The following is a 21,134-nucleotide window of genomic DNA, read 5'->3' as shown; positions in this document are numbered from 1 at the left end:
CTCAAGAACTGGCGTCGCATCGCCACCCGATATGACAAAACCAGAGAGTCATATCTCGGCTTCGTCAGCCTCGCATCCGCATTGCTGTGGCTGCCCTTTGTCCACGAGGCCTAGCATACAGGTTAAAAGGGCACCTAGAGGTAGAATTGATGGCCGACTCTTCAAATACCCCTGAAAATAAAAATATTACTTCACTAAGCGGGAATATATATTTCGAGGTAATGAGTTGGCTACATAGCTATTTGGATCCAAAGTCATATTTTGAGATTGGAACGAACAAAGGCCACTCTCTAAACCTTGCTAAGTGCAAATCGCTTGCCGTCGATCCATATTTTGGTGGGCCAACAGAGCCTGCAGGAAAACGTCCCGTCACGATGTATTTCCAGATGAAAAGCGATGATTTCTTTAAAGAATACGATCCCGTGGCACTACTAAATACTGAAATTGATTTAGCATTTTTGGACGGCTTACACGAAGCCGAAACATTATTGAGAGATTTTTATAATACAGAAAAATTCTGTAAAAAGAATTCGATTATTTGTATTCACGATTGCATTCCCACCAACACGTCAATGCTTACACGAGCTCACAATGGCTCTTTTTGGACAGGAGACGTATGGAAAGTATTACCTATACTTAAGGAATATAGACCAGATCTTGATATTTATGTTTTCGATGCCCCGCCCACTGGCCTCGTATTGTGTACTAATCTTGATCCAAAGTCAAAAGTTCTTGAAGAAAACTATTGGAATATCTGGCGTAAATGGTCAAAGATAGATCTGGAATTGTATGGATACGGGAGATTTATTGAAGAATGCGAAATTCTGCCGACCTCAAAGCTGCGAACGGCTGAGGAAATGAGGCGATTCTTTTGGCTTTGATTTCTGAATCCCAATGTCAATGAAGATCTGGAACTAAGTCTCTTATTTGGGAATCAAAGGTAAGTTACCCTTCCCTTTGATTCCTTCCCTGCCATGCACTATCGGAGCCGGAAACTCGCCAGGCATCGCAATTATGCAACGAGCCTCAAAAGCGATTCAGCTACAGCTCGTGTATCTTTACAATGCAACGCATAGCCGGTGTCTGACGTTTTGCCAGCCTCGACTATGAGGTCTGTATAGTAATATTCTGTCTTGCTGTTGAACGCTATATCCAGCAGACCATAGTTCGGATTAACCCGTGCGCCATGCGCTACCATAACCTGGCGGGCCCGACTTTGGGCAAATCCGGCAGAGTGAAAAGCAGACCCAACGGTTCCCAAAATTGTTTTTCTATCTCTAAACAGTACCAACTGATCCTTAAGCGACATGCTTTCAGGATATACAATGTCAACTCCTGCAGCCCTCAATATATTTTCTATCTCTATCTCATTTATGATGCCACTAATTTTATGCGGTAACTTTGTTTTCGAAATATACACTGGATTTTCGACAGGTCGTTCTGGAATTCCTTCAAGGATACGGGAGCCTATTTTAACAAATAGATCGCGCGTCGCTTGTGAATGAACCCAAGCATTCTGCCGAAGACAAGGCAGAGGGATTTCGACGTCGTGATATATTTCAGGTTGAGTACACTGAATGATGTCAGATCGTTCTATGCCAAGCGCGGACAAAAACACCTGCACGAAATGGCGATCGAACCATTGATCCATCGGCCATTGTGCTTGGACGAGTATTTTCCTGCCCGCCAGGCCATGTCGCGCGATCGACCATAGGCGAGGCAGTGTCTCGAACAAGAAATGCCCGTAATAGAGATTGATACGTCCACCGAAAATCACATTGGATGTGCCCCGGTCAATGACGTCGCCCAGAGCACAAGGCATTTGCGGAATTTGGACCAAATCCTCGCTTTGAGGTCCCTTGTAGTCTGTTGCATCGCGAATGATCGCGCCCTGCAGATCGAACACGCCCCATTTACCGAAGGCGACCATCGGTGTGAAGATGGCCTCGGCCACATGGGCAATTGCCGGATCGCCCACCTTTGCTTCGGTTGTGTTCCAGCGAGGGTCATTCCAGAACCCATCACATGGCTTCAATATTGAGTTTGACAACAGGCTATCCATGTCTTCGCATTTAGAATCGTCGGGAAAAGGTTTGCGTCCAAGACCAATTTCAAATTGCAGCGATCTATTTATGATCGACTCACATCAGCGCGTCGAAAGAATGTAGCCCCGAGTGAGGCGCTCCAGGATAAGTCCCAGGCCAAGGGTTACAATACCAAATTCAATCGCATAACTTCGATCAAGCAAATCCTCACCATAGCCACGGTAGTAGGCCGATCGCATCCATTCGACCACCTGAAGCGCCGGATTGTAGGAAAGCCAGGTGCGGTACGGGTCCGGTACAGAACTCGGCACGAAAGCGACACCGGATGCTGCCCACATTGCAATATTGAACAGTGTGTACCCCGTCATCCACATTTGGTTCATCATCATGATGACACTGTTGAGAACGCCCATCCCCAATCCTAGGATGACCGCCGCGCAGAGAGCAAAAAAGGCCTCTGCTATATCATATGGTACAATGGGAATATCGAAGGCCCAGCCTAGAATGATCATGATAATGGTCACAGTAAAGGCCGATAACATTTCCAACACCGCTACCGCGATTAGGACATCTACCAACTTCACCTCAGGAAGAGCCAACAACGGTTTGTTTGCAATAAGATCAACCATCATAAAGCGAGCAAGATAAGAAAATACCATAAATGGTATTGATCCTGTTGCGATGAATAGAACAACACTGTCACCAAAAGGTGCGGCCCGATGACTGATTGACATTATAGCGATCAATATCAGGATATGCGAAACTGGCCATCCAACCGCAAAGATATAGCCTAGACCATGGCCAAAAAAACGAGTCCTCATGGTACGCAGGATCAAGGCAGCAAACACATGTCGTTGCCTTCTCATGGCAACAAACAAGCTGGGTGCCTGGTACTGAATGGTACTCACACCGAATACATCCTAAGTCTGCCAGTTGGTCTGTCTTGAGGTTGAAACCGTGCGGGAATTCACCCTGGCTCCCTGTAGCCGCAACCCAAACAGCAACATTCTTTTGCAGGGCCAGCTATATCACGCACGCTCCTCTTAACCAAACTATGAATTGGTTTCCACCCTGGAAAGTTTGTATTTAGCACGACTTTTAGATTTTTATTCGGAATAAATAAGGTATATTTTTAATAATTTATAAATATATCTTCGTACTTTGTATATTAATCTACCATAGATTTTCTAATTATTTAAATTAATATGAAATAACTGACTGAATTTCAAAATATGTACCATCATCTCGGGTTTAGGTTAGATTTTTTCTTGATATAACGCTAATCGGTACAGCTCCTTGCCTTTCTAGGACACTCGTCTGACATTCCTCAAATTAACCCAATCTGCGTGATTTCACCCCTATTCTGGTCGCTCGAATGCCGGCAGCAGGGAGGCACAGAGGGCGATGGCGGTGGAGATGCGGCCGGCGCAAGCGTTGCGGCTCTGGCATGATGTCATGCTGACGCTGGTGCGCGATGCCCAGCCCGATCTGTCGAGCCGGCAGCTCGCCATCCTGCTCACCGTCTATCTGGAAGCCCCGCCCCATACGGTGCGCGGTCTCGCCAGCAAGCTTGATGTCACCAAGCCGGTGATCACCCGAGCGCTCGACAGCCTAGCCAAGCTCAAGCTCACCGCGAGGCGGCGCGATGAGTTCGATCGGCGCAATGTCATCATCCAGCGCACGGTGGATGGCGCGCTCTATGTCGAGAAGCTCGGCGACATCCTGGTCGCCCTTGGCAAGGACCTTCCGCGCTGACGACCCTGGGCGTGCGAAGATCTTGCGGGACGGTACAGGCTGCTCCATTGAAGACAAGACCCGTTTGAAGGACCTGTTGCATTGGCTGCCCATGATCGTCGCATTACCCCGGCCCGGCCGGACCTTGCCGCCGCCTCGCTGCGCGGCACCGTCACGGCGCCGCGCTATGTCGAGGGCCGCGAGCGCCGCGTGATCGAGACGGCGGTGCCGCTGCGGCCCGATCCGGATTTCTCAGCCTCCATCGATACCGAGCTCCTCTTCGGCGAGAGCTTCACCGTCTATGACGAGATGGAAGGCTGGGCCTGGGGCCAGGCCGGTCGGGATGGGTATGTGGGCTGGCTGTCCGCCAATGCGCTGGCGGCCCCACGCCCCGCCACCCATCACATTGGCGTGCTGCGCAGCTTCATCTACCCAGTGCCATCGATCAAGGCGCCGGTGATGCTGGCGCTGAGCCATGGTTCCGCGCTTTCCGTGGTCGCCAGCGAGGGGCCGTTCCTTCGCCTCGAGGATTGGGGCTTCGTCTTCGCCGCCCATGCCAGGCCCGTCGATTTCAAACAGGATGACCCGGTCGCGGTCGCGGAACATTTCATCGGTGTGCCCTATCTGTGGGGCGGCAAGTCGAGCCTCGGCCTCGATTGTTCGGCCCTGGTGCAGACGGCACGGCATGCCTGCGGCCTGGCCTGCCCGCGCGACAGCGACATGCAGGAAGGCCAACTGCCGGGCGAGCGGCTCGATCCCGCCGGCCCGCTCGCGCAATTGCGGCGCGGCGACCTCCTGTTCTGGAAGGGTCACGTCGCTATGGTCCGCGACGAAAAGACGATGATCCACGCCACCGGCCACACCATGACCGTGATGGTCGAGGGCCTGGCCGATGGCATTGCGCGCATCGCCGCGGCGGGCAGCCCGTTGCGCAGCATCGTCAGGCCGGACTGAATCAGGGCGGATGTTTCGCGGTACAGGGAGCCAGTCATCATGACCTCGACGGACTCGCCGGCAAGAACCATGGGTGGCAGGCTGACCATGCAGGACAAGCTTGCCGCCGGCATCGCCTCCGGCCTCCTGCGTGACCTGCATGTCGTCCTCGCCAGCCATGGCGGACACATCGTTCTCGAACATTACCAGGCCGGAGTGGACGAGAGCTGGGGCAGGCCGCTCGGCGAGGTCGACTTCGGGCCGCAGACGCTGCACGACCTGCGCTCGGTCACCAAGAGCATCGTCGGCCTGCTCTACGGCATCGCCCTCGATCGCCAGCTCGTGCCACCTCCGGACGCGCCCCTGCTGCCGCATTTTCCGGACTATCCCGACCTCATCGCCGCACCCGACCGGCAGGGGCTGCGGATCGAGCATGCCCTTACCATGACGCTCGGGCTCGAATGGGACGAAGGGCGGCCCTATACCGATCCGCTCAACAGCGAGATCGCCATGGAGATGGCGCCGGATCGCTATCGCTTCGTCCTCGACCGGCCCGTCGTCGCGCAGCCCGGCACGCGCTGGATCTATTCGGGTGGCAGCGTCGCCCTGGTTGGCGAGCTGATTCGGCGCGGCACCGGCAAGACCCTGCCTGAATTCGCCAGGGAAACGCTGTTCGAGCCGCTCGGCATCGACAGATTCGAATGGATCGCCGGTGACGACGGCGTCGCGTCGGCGGCTTCGGGCCTGCGCCTGCGCGCCGCCGACCTGCTGCGAATCGGCGAACTCATGCTCGCCGATGGCTTCTGGAAGGGTGACAGGATCGTGTCCCCGGCCTGGATCGAGGCCTCCTTCAAGCCGGCGATACCGACCGGCGACGGGCTGGCCTATGGCCGGCTGTGGTTCATCGGCGCAGATGCGACGACAGCCCTGCCCGGCGGCGAGCATCCCTGGGTCGCCGGCTTCGGCAATGGCGGCCAGCGCCTCTGGCTGATGCCGGATGCCGGTATCGCCGCCGTGATCTATTCGGGCAAATACAATGCGCCCGACGCCTGGGTGACTCCGACGCGCCTCTGGCGCGAGATCATCCTCGCCAATGCGGAAAAAAGCTGAAAGCCGGTCCTATTTCGGCGCCGTGCCGTTGAAGGCGAGGATCTCGCCGGCCAGATAGAGCGAGCCGGTGAGCACAACGCGAGGTGCGACCGGAAAGGCTTCGCTGGCGATCGCCTCCAGCGCGGCCTGAAGGCTGCCATGAGCGCGGGCAGCGAGGCCCGCGTGGCGCGCCGCTTCGGCCACGGCCTCAGGGGCGCGGGCGGCCGCGCTGTGCTCGATCGGCACGGTATGCACCTCACGGGCAAGACCGGCGAAATTGTGCAGAAAACCGTCGGAATCCTTGGTGGTCAGCATGCCCGTCACCAGCACCAGCGGCCGGGGATTGCGTTCCTCCAGCTCGGCGAGAGCCTCGGCCAGCACGCGGCCGCCATCGACATTATGGCTACCGTCGAGCCAGATCTCGGAGCCTGGCGGCAGCAGGGCGGGGATGGCACCCTGGGCAATGCGCTGCAGGCGGGCGGGCCATTCCACCGCCTGCATCGCCTTCTCGAAATGGGCATCCTCGACGATGAACAGGGTCTGGTTGCGCAGCGTGGCGATGGCAAGGCCGGCATTGCGGTGCTGGTGCCGCCCGGCGAGGCGCGGCAAAGGCAGATCGAGCAGGCCGCTCTCGTCCTGATAGACCAGGCGGCCATTCTCCTCATGCACGTCGAAATCCTGCCCACCGATCACCAGCGGAGCGCCGACCTTGGCCGCCACGCTTTCGATCACGGCCCTGACAGCGTCGATCTGCGGATAGATCACGCCGGGCGCGCCGCGCTTGAGGATGCCGGCCTTTTCGCGGGCGATGCCCTCGATGTCGGTGCCGAGGAAATCGGCATGGTCATGCGAGATCGAGGTGATCACGCTGAGGAGCGGCTTGTCGATGACGTTGGTGGTGTCCATGCGCCCGCCGAGCCCCACCTCCAGCAGGAGGACGTCGGCCGGATTCTCGGCAAAAAGCTTGAAGGCGGCGGCGGTGGTGATCTCGAAGAAGGTGATCGGCGCGCCGTCATTGGCTTGCTCGCAGGCCTCGAAGGCCTCGATCAGCTTGTCCTCGCTCACCAGGGCGCCAGCGCTCCCCTTGGGCCCGGCCAGCCGGATGCGCTCGTGGAAATGTACGAGATGGGGCGAGGTATAGACGTGCACGCCATAGCCGGCGGCTTCCAGCGCCGCGCGCAGGAAGGCGATGGTCGAGCCCTTGCCGTTGGTGCCGGCGACATGGATCACAGGCGGCACCTGCCGCTCGGGATGGCCGAGCTTGGCCAGCAGCCTCTCGATCCGGTCGAGCGAGAGGTCGATCTTTTTCGGATGCAGCGCCATGAAGCGGGAGAGATAGGCGTCGGACTGCGTCATGGGTGTAAGAACCGAAGAATCGAGGAATGAACTACAGGGTTGAACGGGGCACATCCAAGCCGCGTCGGCTTTGGCATTTGCGCTCCAGCCCGTTCCGGAGCCGTCCTTTGGGTAGGCAGCCTGATGAATTCGTCCCGCGGAGAGATGGCTTGCCCGAACCGTCTCGAATGAGCCTCCACGCCGCGACGATCGAAATGGGCGCTGCCGACGTGGCAGCGGCGGATTACAGCCCTTTGTCTCAGGCGGCTTCCGCCGGGATCTCCTTGGGCGGGGTCTTGGTCAGCAGGCGGCAGATGCGCGCCACCGTGGCCTTCATCTCGTTGCGATGCACGACCATGTCGACCATACCGTGCTCCTGCAGATATTCGGAGCGCTGGAAGCCTTCGGGCAGTTTTTCGCGGATGGTCTGTTCGATGACGCGCGGACCGGCAAAGCCGATCAGGGCTCCCGGCTCGGCCAGTTGCACGTCGCCAAGCATCGCATAGGACGCGGTGATACCGCCGGTGGTCGGGTTGGTCAGCACCACGATATAGGGCTTCCTGGTTTCACGGAAACGCTGGATCGCCACCGTGGTACGTGCCATCTGCATCAGGGACAGGATGCCTTCCTGCATGCGCATCCCGCCGCCGCACGCGAACACCACGAAGGGCACACCACGATCAGCCGCCGTGAGCAGGCCCTTGACCACCGCCTCGCCGGCCGCCATGCCGAGCGAGCCACCCATGAAGTCGAAATCCTGCACGGCAATCACCGCCGACACGCCGTCAACCGTACCGGCACCGAGCTTGACCGCATCCGTCATGGCGGTCTTGGTGCGGGCATCCTTCAGGCGGTCGACATAGCGCTTCTCGTCCTTGAACTTGAGCGGGTCCGGTACGACCTCGGGAAGCGCGATGTCTTCCCATTTGCCATCGTCGAACATCAGCTTGAGGCGCTGCGTCGCCGTCATGCGCATGTGATAATTCGAGGCTGGAATGACGTAGTTGTTCTGCTCCAGGTCCTTGTGAAAGACCATCTGCCCGGTCTCCGGATCCTTGATCCAGAGATTCTCGGGCGTGTCGCGGCGCGAGAAGAAGTCCTTGATGCGCGGCGGAACGACGTTGGCGATCCAGTTCATGGGATACCTTTAAAAGCACGGTGCCCGCCCAAGGCGGGTCGGGTCTGCATGTCGATCATTGTTGCCCTACTTAGCCGTTCCGAACGGCTTTGTCAGCGTCTCAGGCGCATGACCGCAATCCGTCTCGCGGTTTTCGGGCGTCAAGTCGAGCCATCCCTCTCGACACACGCTGGACGGCGCATGCGAACCGCGCAATATGTAGGACGAATCCATGTTCAGACCGAGAAACATCAGGGAGTCCCAGGGATGGCGAACGCCATTTATCCAGATCTGAAAGGCCGCACCGTCGTCATCACCGGCGGCGGGCAGGGTATCGGCGCCGCCACCGTCAGGCTATTCGCCGACCAGGGCGCCAAGGTCGGTTTCATCGACATCGCCGAAAAGCCGTCCCAGGCCCTGGCGGACGAACTCAACCAAAGCGGCGCCACCGTCCTGTTCAAGAAGGCGGATATCACCGATATCGAGGCCCTGAAGGACGCCATCGCCGATATCAGCGCCACGCTCGGGCCGGTCACCGTGCTGGTCAACAATGCCGCCCATGACCAGCGTCACAAATTCTTCGAGGTGACGCCCGACTATTTCGACGACCGTATCGCCGTCAACCTCAAGCACGCCTTCTTCGCCGCCCAAGCCGCCATCCCCGACATGATCGCTGCCGGCGGCGGCTCCGTCGTCAATCTCGGCTCCGGCTCCTGGCTGATGGGCTCGGAGGATCTGAGCGCCTATGCCACCGCCAAATCGGCGGCCTACGGCCTGACCCGCGTTCTGGCCCGTGAATTCGGCAAGGACAATATCCGCGTCAATTGCGTCATTCCCGGCTGGATCATGACGGAGCGCCAGCTCGCGCTCTGGGTCGACAAGGCCGGCGAGGAAGCGATTGCGCGAAACCAAGTGCTCAAGCGCAAACTCGTGCCCGACGATATCGCCAAGGCCGTGCTTTTCCTTGCCTCGGAGCAATCCTCGGGCATGACCAACCAGCAAATCATCGTGGATGGTGGCTGGTATTAAGCCAACCTTCGTATTCAGCGAGGGTCGAGCGCCTCGATCCTCGGCACCGATAAAGGCTCGATGCTCGCCATGGCGCTTGCGCGGCGGCGGACGGGCGCGCATGTAGGCGCGTCGAACCCAACACCAACCGGATTGGATCAGCATGACTTCCGAACTCATTGCCGTGGACTGGGGCACCAGCCGTTTCCGGGCCTATCGCCTCGATAGTGCCGGTAAGGTGCTCGACCGGGTCTCGGCCGAGGACGGCATGTCGACAGTCCCGGCCGGTGGTTTCGCAGCCGTGCTGGAGCGCCATTGCGGCGCCTGGATGAAGGCCAGCCCCGATGCTCCGGTGCTGATGGCCGGCATGGTCGGCGCCCGCAATGGCTGGGCAGAGGCCACCTATGCGACCTGTCCCGCTTCGCCCAAGAGCCTCGCCGAGGCGCTGCTGCGCATCGACGAGCGGATTTCGATCGTTCCCGGTGTGATCGCACACGATGAAACCGGCCCCGACGTCATGCGCGGCGAGGAAACCCTGATCTTCGGCACCGATGTCCGCAACGGCCTGGTCTGCCTGCCCGGCACCCATTCCAAATGGGCAAGGATCGAGGATGGCATCATCACCGGTTTTGCCACCTTCATGACGGGTGAGACCTACGCCCTTTATCGCCAGCACAGCCTGCTTGCCCGCCTCGCCGCCGAACCGGAGGATCTCACCGGCTTCGATGACGGCCTGGAAGCGGCCACCGACGAACGCGGCCTGCTGAACCGCCTGTTCCAGGCCCGCACCCGTGTGCTCGCCGGCGAGATGAGCGGCGAGAAGGTCGGCCCCTATCTCTCCGGCCTGCTGATCAATGCGGAGATCGAGGGTGCCTTCAAGCGCTATGGCGCCGACCACCTCGTCACGCTGGTCGCTGATGGCGTGCTGGCCAAACGCTATGTTTCGGCGCTGCGGGCCCGCGGCAGTGCGATTGAGATCTTCGCGCCCGAACGCGCCTTCCTCGACGGTCTTTCCACCCTGGCCGCGGCTCGCTGACCTCAAGCCCTTCGAACCGACAACAAGGACACAACCATGAGCCTCACCCTCGCCTCCGCCCTGGCCGAGATGCCGCTGGTCGCCATCCTGCGCGGGGTCAAGCCGGATGAGGTGGAAGCCATCGCCGAGGCGATCGTCGCGGCCGGCATCCGTATCCTGGAAGTGCCGCTCAACTCGCCCGATCCTCTTCGTTCTATCGGCCTTCTCGCCCGCAGCCTCGCCGGACGCGCTTTGGTGGGTGCCGGTACCGTGCTCACCGTCGAGGATGTCACCGGCGTCGCCGAGGCGGGCGGCACGGTGATCGTCTCGCCCAACACCGATGTCGAGGTGATCCGGGCCAGCAAGGCGCGCGGCTTGCTGGCCCTTCCTGGCTTCTTCACACCGACTGAGGCCTTCGCCGCACTGGATGCGGGAGCCGATGCGTTGAAGCTGTTCCCGGCCGAGATGGCCTCGCCCGCCGCTGTCAAGGCCATGCGCGCCGTGCTGCCGCGCAGCACCAAGGTCCTGGTGGTCGGCGGCGTCTCGCCCCAGACCATTCCGCCCTATCTCGCCGTCGGCGTCGACGGCTTCGGCGTGGGTTCGGACCTCTACGCCGCCGGGCGCAGCGCCGCCGAAGTCGGCGAGCGCGCGGCTGCCCTCACGGCCGCCATCCGGGCGCTCAACGGCGAGCGCACGGCCTGAACCTTTCCCATCAAGACCGAGTTGCGCGCCTTGCCTTTCCCATTATGCTTTCCAAAACAATCGAGGAAACCGCCCTATGATCGTCGTGTTCGGTTCGCTTGGCGTGGACCTGGTCACCAATGTCAGCCATATCCCCCACCCCGGCGAAACCGTGCTGTGCGAAGGTTATTTCATGGTGCCCGGCGGCAAGGGCGCTAACCAGGCGGTGTCGGCGGCACGTGCCGGCTCGAAGACCGCCATCATCGGCTCGCGCGGCAATGACGGCTTTGCCGATCTCGCCCTCTCGGTGATGCGCGAAGCCGGCGTCGATGTTGCCCCGGTGCTGCCGGTCGACAAGCCGACCTGCGTCGCCCTGATCACGGTGGATGAGAAGGCCGAGAACGCCATCGTCGTCGCGTCCGGCGCCAACCAGGCCACACGCGCCGAGCAGCTCGAGACGTTCGATCTCGCCAAGGGCGATATCGTGCTGCTGCAGCGCGAGATCCGCGATTCCGAAAATTTCGCGGCGATCAAGCATGCCAAGTCGCGCGGCGCCCGCGTCGTCTTCAACGTGGCGCCAGCCGGCCCGCTCCCCGAAGAGGTTCTCCGGCTGGTCGATGATCTCGTCGTCAACGAGCACGAGGCCCTGGTGGTCGCCAAGGCTGCCGGCATCGAGGCGACCGACCCTGTCGAAGCCGCCCGCGTGATCAGCGAGCGCTTCGGCTGCGCAGGCATCGTCACGCTGGGCGCCGAAGGCGTGGTCGGCTGGAGCAAGGGCGCACGCCACACGGCGCCGGCCCTCAAGGTGACACCGGTCGACACCACCGCCGCCGGCGACAGTTTCACCGGCGCCTATGCCGCCGCCCTCGACCAGGGCCTCGGTTTCGACGCTGCCCTGGCTCGCGGCGCCGCCAGCGGTTCGCTGGCCTGCACGCGGCCTGGCGCCCAGTCCTCCATCCCGACCAAGGCCGAGATCGACGACGCCCTGCACCAGTCATAGCCTGAAAATTAGCAAAGCGCGGCGAGTCCCTGTCGGGCGGAAGTTCAAGCTCCCCTTGTCGCCACGGTCCTGGCGTGGTACCCGCGCGCTGGCTCAGCGGCCTGTCACGATCGGACTGCCGCTGAATTGTGATTCCTAGAGTACGGTGTCTCCAAGCTGGAACGCGCCTTGCCCTAGCCCTTTGTTCTGACGCGTCGTTGCCAGGTTCGGCGGTCTTGCCGAACCACACGACGCTCCGGAGCGCTTTTTCCTTCGGCCCAAGGGCTGCACACCCACTAAGGAACTCGAAATGGCGAACGAACAGCAGAACGGCCCCGAAGAGGCGCAGGAAGTCCAGCCCTCCCTCAACGTGCTGGCGCAATACATCAAGGATCTCTCCTTCGAGAACCCCAACGCACCGCGTTCGCTCGGCAATTTGCAGAACTCGCCGCAGATCCAGCTCACCGTCAACGTCAATGGCAAGCCGCTCGGCGGCCCCGACTATGAAGTCGAGCTTTCGATCGAAGGCGGCGCCGGCGAAGGCGCCAACACCCTGTTCAAGTTCGAGCTGCTCTATGGCGCGGTGATCCGCCTCGCGGGCATTCCCGAAGACAACATCCATGCCATGGTGATGATCGAAGGCCCGCGCCTGCTCTTCCCCTTCGCGCGCCAGATCATCGCCGACTGCACGCGCAATGGCGGTTTCCCGCCCCTGATGATCGATCCGATCGATTTCGTGGCGCTCTATCGCAACCGCCTCGCCCAGAGCCAGCCGACCGTCGGCCAGGCCTGATCGTCGCGGACTGCGAAGCTCTCCTGAACAGGGCCGGCGGCGCACACCCGAGGCACCGCCTGGTATCTTGTGAAACAAGCGCCATTCCCGAAGCGGCGCTATGATCGAATTTCGATCATAGCGCCGCGCTCCGCAGCAGCAGGAACCGGATGCAGGAGGAATTGGCTTGGGAACGCGGCGACTGATCGTCGGATGCCTTGCCGCGGCCATGCTCGTTGGCAGCGGCATTTACGCCATCGGCCAGCAACTGCACAGCTGCGGCCTCATCGACGTCTGGCTCCGCCGCAGCGGCTGCATCGCCGCCCATGAATTTCCGGCTCTGTTCGACGGCAAAAGCCTCAACAATCCGGCGATGGCCTTCGAGGGCGATAGCGATCGCCTGGCCCTGGCAATGACCGAAACCCAGCCGGCCACTGCAACCGGCGCCATTCCCCAACGCTATACATTGCTTGAAGTATCGGCAGAGTCGGGCGCGGTTCTCAACCGCACACCGCTCGGCGGTTTCGAGGAAGGCCGCCTAAACGGTGCCATTCTGCTCGCCTGGAACGGCCGCCATGCCGCGATGGCCGTACCGCAGCCGGGCAAGGCGGCTGCCCCTGCCGCCACTGAACAGGTGGCGGCGACCCTCAAGCTCATGCCCCTGGTGGGCAGCGAAGCCGGCTGGGAAAAGCCGATGGACGACATTCCCGCAAGCCGGTCCGGCTTCGGCCAGTTCGATCCGGACAATCGGCGGTTTCGACTTTTCACCGGAGCTTGGACGATCGCGGGGGAAAAGATCGATCGGGGCCAGGTGAATTGGAACAGGGCATTCGGCTCCGGCGACATGCCGGTGAATACGCCCGACGGCACCACGGCCGTGGTCCGCGCAGACAAGGGCGTGATCGAAATCATACAGGCCGACGGCCACAGATCGAGCCGCTATCTCGGCATTGCCAACCAACAGATTTCGACCAGCTGGCTGCTGCTGTCACCGGATGGGCGCAGACTATCCGTGATCCTGCACCCGGTCGGGGCGGATGGTATCCTGCAGGTCTGGGACATCGGGACCGGCCAGCGCCTCGTCAATGCGGTCGTCCCGAGGCTCGCCTCGGAAGCGTCCTGGTCAGCCGATGGTCGCCGGCTTGCGGTGCGCCGCAGTGGCCGCGAGGGGTCGGGCTACGCTTTGTTCGCCATAGACGGCTGATATAAACCTCAGGAAATAGCGACAGGTCGAAACGCATCTTTTCCGGGATCGCAGGAAGCGGGTGGCATCGGCCCGACCAGTGCCGCAGATCTCGGGAAAACTCGCTCTGTGGACATGTCCCATGACGATACCAGTCACGCCCAATCGCTCCATGGGCCTCGCCGAATGGGGCCTGCTGCTCGCCCTCTCGCTGCTCTGGGGCGGGTCCTTCTTCTTCACCGGCATCGCAGTGACGGCCCTGCCGCCGTTCACCATCGTCCTGCTGCGCGTCGGCCTGGCAGCGCTCATCCTGCTGACGGTCTTGCCGTTCTACGGCCATTCCCTGCCGCGTGAGCCCCGTCTTTGGACCGCTTTTTTCGGCATGGGCCTTCTCAACAACGTGACACCCTTCTGCCTCATCGTCTGGGGCCAGACCGAGATCGCCTCGGGCCTTGCCGCCATCCTCAACGCCACGACACCGCTATGGACTGTGATCGCCGCCCATCTGCTGACGAGAGAAGAGCGCATGACCGGCCATCGTCTTGTCGGTGTATTCGTCGGGCTTGCCGGGGTGGCGCTGATGGTCGGCCCGCAGGTGCTCGCCGGCCTGGGTTCACAAGTCGCGGCACAGTTGGCCGTGCTCGGCGCTGCCCTCTCCTATGCCCTCGCTGCCATTTTTGGCCGCCGCTTCAAGATACTCGGCGTACCGCCGATGGTTACCGCCACCGGACAGGTCACCGCTTCTGCCCTGATGCTGGCGCCCGTAGCCCTTCTGGTCGACCGGCCCTGGACACTGGCCATGCCGGGCCTGCCGGTCTGGACGGCGATCCTCGGCCTGGCTGCCCTGTCGACGGCACTCGCCTATATCCTCTATTTCCGCATCCTGACCACGGCAGGCGCCACCAATCTGGCCCTCGTGACCTTCCTCATCCCGATCAGTGCCATCCTGCTCGGCGCGCTCGTGCTTGGAGAAAGGCTCCAACCGAAGCATTTCGTCGGGATGGCTCTGATCGGCGTGGCTTTGATGGCTATCGATGGCCGCCTGTTCAGGCGGTTGCGTGCGGCCTGAGACAAAAGGCCGATCTCCCGACCGGGGTGCCGCTACCCCGCATATTTCTTCCACAAGGCGTTCTCGCCCAGGCTGGCGATGAACGCTTCATGGGCGGCCAGTTCTTCGGGCCGGATGCGCGAGGGCAGCGGCTTGGGCCGAGGCCTGACCGCGCCGCCGCCCCCGCGCGCGACGATGGCGGCGGAGGCCGAAGCAAGGCTCAGCGCCGTCTGACGTCCACCGGTCAGCTCGATATAGACTTCGGCCAGGATCTCGGCGTCGAGCAAGGCGCCGTGCTTGACGCGTTTGGAATTGTCGATGCCGTAGCGCTGGCAGAGCTCGTCGAGCGAGGCACGCGCGCCGGGATGCTTGCGCCGCGCCATGGCCAGGGTATCGACCACCCGGTCCATCGCCAGGGCCGCCAGGTTGACCCGCTTCAGCTCCGCATTGAGGAATCGCATGTCGAAGCCGGCATTGTGGATGACGAGATGGGCGTCACCGACGAAATCGACGAATTCCTGGGCAAGTTCGGCGAAAAGCGGCTTGTCGGACAGGAACTCGGCCGAGAGCCCATGCACGTTGAAGGCTTCCACCGGCATGTCTCGCTCGGGATTGAAATATTTGTGCCAGGTGGCACCGGTGGGATTGCGGTCGATCATCTCCACGCAGCCGATCTCGACCAGCCGATGCCCTTCATTGGGATCGAGGCCGGTGGTTTCGGTATCGAGGATGATCTCGCGCATTTAGGGTCCGTCGTCAGCTATGGTTTGGAATTTGATGAGGTCAAAAATAGTCAAATGGGAGGAGAGAGCCTAGCCAAGACTTTCGTCTTGGCAAGCGAAGCGACGCTGCAAATGACCATTTTTCACCTCACCGACTCAAGCGGTGGAGGACAGGGCCGCGATTATGGCATCCACCTGACTCTGGGCAAAGTCGAGACCCTTGCTTGAATCGATGATGAAGTGGGCGCGGCGACGCTTTTCCACATCCGGCACCTGCCGGGCCAGGATCACGGCGAAGCGTTCCTCCTCCATGCCCGGACGCGCCATCACGCGCTCGCGCTGGATGCGGGCGGGCGCCGAGACCACCGCCACGGCCCGGCAGCGCCGCTCGCCGCCCGTCTCATAGAGCAGCGGAATGTCGAGCACGGCGAGATTCGCGCCTCTGGCCCGGGCAGCGGCCAGGAAATCCTGTTCTGCGGCATGGACGAGCGGATGCACGATCGTCTCGAGGGTGCGCATCGCCTCGGCATTGCCGAATACCTGTCGGCCGAGCTTGGCGCGGTCGATCACCCCGTCCACCGACACCCCCGGAAAGGCCGCCTCCACCGCCTCCACGGCTGGCCCGGCATAGAGACGATGAACCGTGGCATCGGCGTCGTGCACCGGCACGCCCCGCGCCCGGAACATCGCTGCCGTCGCCGACTTGCCCATGCCGATCGAGCCGGTCAGGCCGAGGATGAAGGTCATCATTGCCTCCAGGGGGCACGCGCCCCCACCCGCATCGTGATCACACTGGGACGCCAGCAGGGATCGCCAGGAAATCCCAAGCCGCGAAATCCTAAAACCCGGAAATCCTACGCTTTCGCCTCGATGTCCGCCAGCACCAGCGCCCGCAATTGCGGCGTCACCTCGGGCCTGGCGCCGAACCAGCGCTCGAAACCGGGAACGGCCTGGTGCAGGAGCATGCCGAGCCCGTCCACCGTGGCAAGCCCGGCCTGCCGGGCTGCTGCGAGCAGCGGCGTCTCCAGCGGTACATAGACGATGTCGGTGACCAGTGCCGATTTCGGCAGGCGCGAGAGATCGAGATCGAGCGGCGGCTGGCCTTTCATGCCGAGCGAGGTGGTATTGACCAGGAGATCGGCCCCTGCAAGGGCGGTCTCGGCCTGGTCCCAGGCCAAAGCCGTGACCTTCGAGCCGAAATGGCGGGCAAGTGCTTCGGCCCGTTCCAGCGTGCGGTTGACCAGCAGGATCCGCTCGGCGCCACGCTGCAGGAGCCCGTAGAGAATGGCCCGAGAAGCGCCGCCAGCCCCCAGCACGACGGCCTGCTTCATCCCGTCGCTCCAGCCCGGAGCCTCCTGGTCGAGATTGGCAAGGAAGCCGGCGACATCGGTATTCATGCCTTTCAGCACGCCATTTTCGTACCAGAGCGTGTTGACCGCTTCGAGATCGCGCGCGACAGGATCGTCCACGCTGGCAAGGCGGAACGCTGCTTCCTTGTGCGGTACGGTGACGTTCCCGCCGGCAAAACCCTGCTCGACCAGGGTCGCGATAAAGGTCTCGAAGGCCGTGGGCTCCACGGCGATGCGCTCATAGCTGCCCTGAATGCCGAGCTCCTTCAGCCAGAACCCGTGGATCAGCGGCGAACGTGAATGGGAGATGGGATAGCCGACGACGAAGGCACGTTTCATGGCAGGTCCTGTAAGGGCTCAGGCGGGCGCAAGGCCGAGCTCGCGCAGCGCGGCGAGCAAAGGCAGCAGGGGGAGGCCGAGAATGGTGAAATAGTCACCCTCGATCGCTTCGAACAGGGTCACGCCCAGCCCCTCGAGCTGATAGCAGCCGACGCTGCCCAGGATGGCCTCGCCCGCTCGGGCAAGGTAGTCGTCGAGGAAGGCATCGGAGAAATCGCGCATGGTCAGGTGGGCGCTGGCAACGCCGCTTGCGATGACTTCGCCATTCCGTGCCAGGGCATAGGCCGAATGCAGTTCGTGCTGCCGTCCGCGCAAGGCGAGGAGCTTGTCGCGGGCCTCCGCCAAGGTTGCCACCTTGGAAAAGCGCTGCTCGCCCAAGGCCATGGTTTGATCGGCACCGATCACCACCGCGTCCGGCTCGTCTCGGGAAACGGCAAGGGCTTTCTCGCGGGCAAGCGCTTCGGCAACCCGGTCGGGAGCCAGATTGTCCGCCTGCCATCGACGTTCGAAGCCGCGCTCGTCGATCGATGCCGGGATTGCTTCGATCGCCAGCCCGGCGGCCCGGAGCATCTCGTCGCGAATGGCCGACTTGGAGGCCAGAATGAAGCGCGGCGATGTTTCGCCAGTCCTGCCTTCAGCCCGACCGTCAACTTTTTTCATTCGTCTGAAAATCCCGTTTTTCTACCCTGCCTTAGCAGTCCGCCCGGCTTTTGCGTAGGGGAGCGGCCAAAAAAGCCCCGCAACCGCCGCGTTCTGCCGCAGGGGGCGCCTAAAAATCCTGCACGCCGGACCGTTGCAAACTATCGGATATTGTGATCACATTATCAAAAGCCAAGAAAAATGAACCGAGACGAGCCTGGCTGTAAGCCCAGGCAGATGAGGGGTTGTGCGTGCCGGACGGAACGGTTGTCAATTCAATCGAAGTTCGCGATGTGCGGAAGGTTTTCGGCGCTGGCGACAATGCCTTCGTCGCTCTGGATACGGTGAACGTTTCCATTCGCCAGAATGAGTTCTTCACCCTGCTTGGGCCGTCGGGCTGCGGCAAGACCACGCTGCTGCGCCTGATCGCGGGGTTCGATTTCCCTACGTCCGGGCAGATCCAGCTCTATGGCGAGGACATTGCCGGCCTGCCGCCCTTCAAGCGGCCTGTCAACACGGTGTTCCAGAGCTATGCCCTGTTCCCGCACATGTCGGTGGCCGAGAATATCGGCTTCGGCCTGGAGATGCTGGGCAAACCCAAGGCCGAGATCGGCACGCGGGTCGCCCAGATGCTGCGTCTGGTGCGCATGGAGCATCTGGCCGATCGCAAGACCAGCCAGATCTCGGGCGGCCAGCAGCAGCGCGTCGCCCTCGCCCGTGCCCTGGCGCCCCAACCCAAGGTGTTGCTGCTCGACGAGCCGCTGTCGGCCCTCGACTACAAGCTGCGCAAGGAAATGCAGCTTGAATTGAAGCGCCTGCAGCACGAGACCGGCATCACCTTCATCTTCGTCACCCATGACCAGGAAGAGGCCCTGGCCATGTCGGACCGCATCGCCGTGATGTCGGCGGGGCGGATCCTGCAGGTGGGCGGCCCGCGCGACATCTACGACACGCCGGCCGAACGCTTCGTCGCCGAGTTCATCGGCGAGACCAATTTCATCGAGACCGATTTCCTCGGCCGCGACGGCGTCCAGGCCCGCGTCAAGCTGCCCTCGGGCCGCGAAATCACGGCCGGTCTCAGCGACGGGCACCAGCCCGCCGACAAGACCTGGCTGGTGGTGCGCCCCGAACATGCCCAGCTCACCGCCGCCGAAGGTGCCCTCCTGGCCGGAACGGTGGAGAACGTCGTCTATCTCGGCACCGATACGCATTTTCACCTACGGCTCGATCACGGCCCCCGCTTCACCGTGCGCCGGCAGAATACTGGGGCTGGAGCCGCGAGCAGCCCAGGACAGGCCTTCGAGCCTGGCCAGCGCGCTGGCGTCACCTTCGCCGAAGGCACAGCCCGGGTGTTGAGGGACTGATGACGGACGCCGCCGAAATCGCAGCCAAGACCCGACAGGGCGAAATCCGCAACCGCTGGCTGCTTTCCGCGCCCGCCTTGCTGGTGATCCTGCTCGCCGCCACTGGCCCGCTCCTGATCGTGCTGGTCTATTCCTTCCTCGAGCCCGGCCCCTATGGCGACGTAAAGTGGAAATTCTCCACCGACGGCTGGGTCTCCGTGTTCTTCGAACGCGACATGTTCGACGATACACTGTCACTGGCCAGCGCCCATCTCACCATCTTCTGGCGTTCGGTGAAGCTCGCACTGATGACCACGGTGGTCACCTTGGCGCTCGGCTTTCCCACCGCCTATTTCATCTCGACGCGGCCGGCCAACCGGCGCGACCTCTGGCTGTTCCTGATCACCATTCCGTTCTGGACCAACCTTCTGATCCGCACCTTCGCCGTGCTGCAGATCATCCGCAACGAAGGCCTGTTCAACACGATGCTGATCAAGCTCGGCGTGATCTCGGCACCGCTGCAGATCCTCTATACCGATACCGCCATCCTGGCCGGCATGGCCTATGTCTACCTGCCGCTGATGGTGCTGCCGATCTATGCCAGCATGGAGAAGTTCGACTTCCGCCTGGTCGAGGCCGGCTATGATCTCTATGCCAGCCGCTTCCAGGTGCTCCGCCGCATCATCATCCCGCTGACCAAGCCCGGCATCGTCGCCGGCTCCATCTTGGTGTTCATTCCCGCGCTCGGCGCCTATGTCACGCCGAACCTGCTCGGCGGCGGCAAGAACATGATGCTGTCCAACCTGATCGAGCTGCAGTTCGGCCAGGGCCGCAACTGGCCGCTGGGCGCCTCGCTCTCCATCACGGTGATGGCGATCGTGATGGTGGCGCTGCTGGTCTATGTGCGCAACACCGGCGGTTCGGGAGTGAAACATGGCTGAGCCCTTCTCGATCCGCCGCCAGCCCGGCTTCACCACCATCGCGCTCCTCTGCTTCGTGCTGCTCTATCTGCCGATCGTGGTGATGGTGATCTACGCCTTCAACGAATCCTCCTCGGTCTCCACCTGGGGCGGCTTCTCGCTGAAATGGTTCGTGGCGGCCTGGAACAATGACCAGGTGGTCGATGCCACCCTGCGCTCCTTCCAGATCGCCACCATCGCCGCGGTGCTCTCCACCGTCTGCGCCACTATGGCAGCGCTGGCGACCACACGTACCGAAGCCTATCCGGGCCTCACCTTCACCTATTCGGCCATCAACCAGCCGCTGATGGTGCCCGAGATCGTCACCGGCGTGGCGCTGCTGATCTTCTTTTCCCGCATCAAGATCGTCACCGGCTATGACGGCCTGGCCTATCTGATCGCCGCCCACACAGCCTTTTGCGTGCCCTTCGCCTATCTGCCGATCCGCGCCCGCCTGGAGGGCATGGACCTCACCTTGGAGCGCGCCGCCGCCGACCTCTATGCCACGCCGTGGCGGGCCTTCCGGCGCGTGACCCTGCCGCTGCTCTGGCCCGGCATCCTCGCCGGCCTGATGCTGGCCTTCGTCACCTCGCTCGACGACGTGGTGATCACCGAATTCGTCAAGTCCGGCGGCCAGGACACGCTGCCGACCTACATGCTCGGCCAGCTGCGCCGCGGCGTCACACCCGAAGTCAACGCGCTGTCGACGGTCTTCCTGCTGCTGTCCGTCGTCATCGTCACGATTTTCTTCTTCATCAGCAGGAAGAAAGATTGACGCAGCCGCCGGAGCGGGGGCTCGAACCCCCGCCCGGCCGCCGCGTCGCCAATGAGGGGCTGTAGAGCT

22 protein-coding genes and 1 pseudogene are annotated in these 21,134 nt (G+C 61.7%); 15 read left to right on the top strand and 8 right to left on the bottom strand.

The window, feature by feature from the left end:
- Together U1R88_RS18710 and U1R88_RS18705 are read left to right on the top strand one after the other, a co-directional pair.
- A pseudogene (locus U1R88_RS18710) lies at positions 1–114 on the top strand (IS5 family transposase); the annotation flags it as partial.
- Positions 115–149: 35 nt separating this feature from the next.
- Positions 150–881 carry a class I SAM-dependent methyltransferase gene (locus U1R88_RS18705; RefSeq protein WP_322432592.1) on the top strand — a complete coding sequence of 244 codons (732 nt, stop codon included), beginning with the start codon at positions 150–152 and terminating at the stop codon, positions 879–881.
- Positions 882–1,012: 131 nt separating this feature from the next.
- On the opposite strand, the gene U1R88_RS18700 is transcribed toward U1R88_RS18705, so the two are convergent.
- Positions 1,013–2,062, bottom strand: coding sequence for a glycosyltransferase family 61 protein (locus tag U1R88_RS18700; RefSeq protein ID WP_322432591.1), 1,050 nt, complete (start codon positions 2,060–2,062; stop codon positions 1,013–1,015).
- An 84-nt stretch (positions 2,063–2,146) separates the two neighbouring features.
- Positions 2,147–2,953, bottom strand: coding sequence for an ABC transporter permease (locus U1R88_RS18695; RefSeq protein WP_156771362.1), 807 nt, complete (start codon positions 2,951–2,953; stop codon positions 2,147–2,149).
- Between the two features lie 496 nt (positions 2,954–3,449).
- Here U1R88_RS18695 and U1R88_RS18690 point away from each other — a divergent pair, with 496 nt between their 5' ends.
- From U1R88_RS18690 to U1R88_RS18680, 3 genes are all read left to right on the top strand, one after another.
- On the top strand, positions 3,450–3,800 hold the full coding sequence (locus U1R88_RS18690; RefSeq protein WP_068283524.1) for a MarR family transcriptional regulator: 351 nt from the start codon (positions 3,450–3,452) through the stop codon (positions 3,798–3,800).
- An 81-nt stretch (positions 3,801–3,881) separates the two neighbouring features.
- Positions 3,882–4,733 (top strand): C40 family peptidase, encoded by an 852-nt coding sequence (locus tag U1R88_RS18685; protein ID WP_322432590.1) that lies wholly within the window; start codon positions 3,882–3,884, stop codon positions 4,731–4,733.
- Between the two features lie 39 nt (positions 4,734–4,772).
- Entirely contained in the window at positions 4,773–5,822 is a 1,050-nt protein-coding gene (locus tag U1R88_RS18680; protein WP_322432589.1) for a serine hydrolase domain-containing protein, read from the top strand.
- A 9-nt stretch (positions 5,823–5,831) separates the two neighbouring features.
- Here U1R88_RS18680 and U1R88_RS18675 read toward each other — a convergent pair whose 3' ends face one another.
- Positions 5,832–7,157, bottom strand: coding sequence for a bifunctional folylpolyglutamate synthase/dihydrofolate synthase (locus U1R88_RS18675; RefSeq protein WP_322432588.1), 1,326 nt, complete (start codon positions 7,155–7,157; stop codon positions 5,832–5,834).
- A gap of 238 nt (positions 7,158–7,395) precedes the next feature.
- Entirely contained in the window at positions 7,396–8,274 is an 879-nt protein-coding gene (gene accD / locus U1R88_RS18670; protein ID WP_068283517.1) for an acetyl-CoA carboxylase, carboxyltransferase subunit beta, read from the bottom strand.
- 246 nt (positions 8,275–8,520) lie between these two features.
- On the opposite strand from accD, the gene U1R88_RS18665 reads away from it, so the two are divergent.
- The 7 genes from U1R88_RS18665 (at position 8,521) to U1R88_RS18635 (ending at position 14,960) form a co-directional block, all read left to right on the top strand.
- On the top strand, positions 8,521–9,282 hold the full coding sequence (locus U1R88_RS18665; RefSeq protein ID WP_068283513.1) for an SDR family NAD(P)-dependent oxidoreductase: 762 nt from the start codon (positions 8,521–8,523) through the stop codon (positions 9,280–9,282).
- Between the two features lie 142 nt (positions 9,283–9,424).
- Complete coding sequence (locus U1R88_RS18660; protein WP_322432587.1) at positions 9,425–10,297, top strand: 2-dehydro-3-deoxygalactonokinase; 873 nt, start codon at positions 9,425–9,427, stop codon at positions 10,295–10,297.
- A gap of 36 nt (positions 10,298–10,333) precedes the next feature.
- A complete protein-coding gene (locus tag U1R88_RS18655; RefSeq protein WP_322432586.1) occupies positions 10,334–10,978 on the top strand; it encodes a 2-dehydro-3-deoxy-6-phosphogalactonate aldolase in 645 nt (214 codons plus the stop codon).
- Between the two features lie 76 nt (positions 10,979–11,054).
- A complete protein-coding gene (locus U1R88_RS18650) occupies positions 11,055–11,957 on the top strand; it encodes a ribokinase (RefSeq protein WP_322432585.1) in 903 nt (300 codons plus the stop codon).
- A 289-nt stretch (positions 11,958–12,246) separates the two neighbouring features.
- The gene (secB, locus tag U1R88_RS18645; RefSeq protein ID WP_068283502.1) at positions 12,247–12,729 is read left to right on the top strand and encodes a protein-export chaperone SecB; all 483 of its coding nucleotides are present in this window, start codon (positions 12,247–12,249) and stop codon (positions 12,727–12,729) included.
- Positions 12,730–12,895: 166 nt separating this feature from the next.
- On the top strand, positions 12,896–13,912 hold the full coding sequence (locus U1R88_RS18640; RefSeq protein WP_322432584.1) for a WD40 repeat domain-containing protein: 1,017 nt from the start codon (positions 12,896–12,898) through the stop codon (positions 13,910–13,912).
- Positions 13,913–14,033: 121 nt separating this feature from the next.
- Positions 14,034–14,960 carry a DMT family transporter gene (locus tag U1R88_RS18635; RefSeq protein ID WP_322432583.1) on the top strand — a complete coding sequence of 309 codons (927 nt, stop codon included), beginning with the start codon at positions 14,034–14,036 and terminating at the stop codon, positions 14,958–14,960.
- Between the two features lie 32 nt (positions 14,961–14,992).
- Here the strand turns inward: U1R88_RS18635 and dnaQ are convergent, their stop codons facing one another.
- The 4 genes from dnaQ to U1R88_RS18615 form a co-directional block, all read right to left on the bottom strand.
- Complete coding sequence (dnaQ, locus tag U1R88_RS18630; protein ID WP_322432582.1) at positions 14,993–15,682, bottom strand: DNA polymerase III subunit epsilon; 690 nt, start codon at positions 15,680–15,682, stop codon at positions 14,993–14,995.
- A 135-nt stretch (positions 15,683–15,817) separates the two neighbouring features.
- Complete coding sequence (gene coaE, locus U1R88_RS18625) at positions 15,818–16,408, bottom strand: dephospho-CoA kinase (RefSeq protein WP_322432609.1); 591 nt, start codon at positions 16,406–16,408, stop codon at positions 15,818–15,820.
- A 107-nt stretch (positions 16,409–16,515) separates the two neighbouring features.
- Positions 16,516–17,349, bottom strand: coding sequence for a shikimate dehydrogenase (locus U1R88_RS18620; protein ID WP_322432581.1), 834 nt, complete (start codon positions 17,347–17,349; stop codon positions 16,516–16,518).
- Between the two features lie 18 nt (positions 17,350–17,367).
- Entirely contained in the window at positions 17,368–18,009 is a 642-nt protein-coding gene (locus tag U1R88_RS18615; protein ID WP_322432580.1) for a Maf family protein, read from the bottom strand.
- A 230-nt stretch (positions 18,010–18,239) separates the two neighbouring features.
- Here U1R88_RS18615 and U1R88_RS18610 point away from each other — a divergent pair, with 230 nt between their 5' ends.
- The 3 genes from U1R88_RS18610 to U1R88_RS18600 are packed head-to-tail and all read left to right on the top strand — an operon-like array spanning position 18,240 to position 21,065.
- Positions 18,240–19,352: an ABC transporter ATP-binding protein gene (locus tag U1R88_RS18610; RefSeq protein WP_425545449.1), complete on the top strand. Its 1,113-nt coding sequence runs from the start codon at positions 18,240–18,242 to the stop codon at positions 19,350–19,352.
- The gene (locus tag U1R88_RS18605; RefSeq protein WP_322432578.1) at positions 19,352–20,272 is read left to right on the top strand and encodes an ABC transporter permease; all 921 of its coding nucleotides are present in this window, start codon (positions 19,352–19,354) and stop codon (positions 20,270–20,272) included. The genes U1R88_RS18610 and U1R88_RS18605 overlap by 1 nt, the downstream gene beginning before the upstream one ends.
- Entirely contained in the window at positions 20,265–21,065 is an 801-nt protein-coding gene (locus U1R88_RS18600) for an ABC transporter permease (RefSeq protein ID WP_068283473.1), read from the top strand. The genes U1R88_RS18605 and U1R88_RS18600 overlap by 8 nt, the downstream gene beginning before the upstream one ends.
- Positions 21,066–21,134: the final 69 nt, after the last annotated feature.

The sequence above is a fragment of the Labrys sedimenti genome (assembly GCF_034424805.1).
GTDB classification, from domain to species: Bacteria; Pseudomonadota; Alphaproteobacteria; order Rhizobiales; family Labraceae; genus Labrys; species Labrys sedimenti.
Note: the sequence above shows the minus strand (reverse complement) of the source record. Positions and strands in the feature narration are given on the sequence as shown.